This is a genomic window from Bradyrhizobium uaiense, from assembly GCF_010811875.1.
Taxonomy (GTDB): Bacteria; Pseudomonadota; Alphaproteobacteria; order Rhizobiales; family Xanthobacteraceae; genus Bradyrhizobium; species Bradyrhizobium uaiense.
Genome location: NZ_VKHP01000522.1, coordinates 1 through 941, shown reverse-complemented (window position 1 = coordinate 941; position 941 = coordinate 1). Strand labels below are relative to the sequence as shown.

Here is a 941-nt window from a genome sequence, read left to right as displayed (position 1 = left end):
GGTCCGATCGACACCACCACCACTTCGGTCGCCTTGCCGGCTTCCTTCAGCCGCAGCGCTTCCTCGACGGCGATCTCGTCGAACGGGTTCATCGACATCTTGACGTTGGCGAGCTCCACGCCCGTCCCGTCACTCTTGACGCGGACCTTGACGTTGTAGTCGACGACCCGCTTTACCGGCACAAGAACCTTCATCGATCCTCTTTCACTTAAATTCAGGGGGACGTTATCAACTAGCGTGGAACCTTACCGGGCCAGCCTACGGCGGCCATCTCGAGCATAGGAGAGGGCATACGGCATTGGCGCGTCGGCGACCCGAACCCAGGAGGGAGCATGCACGAGCATTCACCACAAAGCTCTCAGGAACTCAAGAGACCGAGTATATATCTGACCGTGAGCTCCGCCGTCGGAATAATGAGCTCATCCGACGCCCCGAATGTTGACGTATGAACATGGGAGTCGTTGCCAGGCGCGCGGCTGCCGAACCAGAAGTAGATCGATGGCACGCATGCCGCATAGAAGCCGAAGTCGTCGCTTCCATCTGCCTGCTTCTTCCTGTCGGTGAACGCGTCGCAGCCAATGGTCTCATGGACAAGCTGTCGGAAGCGGATTACCATTTCGGCGTCGTTGATGACCGGCGGTTCACCGTTGTAAATGACACATTCGGCCTGGCCGCGGTGCATCGCCGCGACGCCTTCGGCCACTTCGCACACACGCTGGCAGAGCAGCCTCCGGCGCTCCGGGCTGCGGGTCCTGATCGTTCCCTCCATGACGACTGATGGGCAGATAATGTTTCTCGCCTCTCCACCGTGGATGCTGCCGACCGTGACAACCGCGCCGTCGTCGACGGGCATTTCGCGCGAGACCACCTTCTGCACCTCGTTGACGAAGGCGGCAGCAATCGTGATTGCGTCGATGCCCTTATATGGCGCCGCACCGTGC

At 60.3% G+C, this 941-nt stretch carries 2 protein-coding genes; both read right to left on the bottom strand.

Translation table 11 applies throughout. The features are described from left to right. The coding region (locus tag FNJ47_RS46245) for an electron transfer flavoprotein subunit beta/FixA family protein (protein ID WP_430649488.1) at window positions 1-194 on the bottom strand (194 nt) is incomplete at its 3' end. 164 nt (window positions 195-358) lie between these two features. Continuing rightward, on the bottom strand, window positions 359-941 hold a 583-nt coding region (locus FNJ47_RS46240; protein ID WP_163163459.1), incomplete at its 5' end, for a M20 metallopeptidase family protein.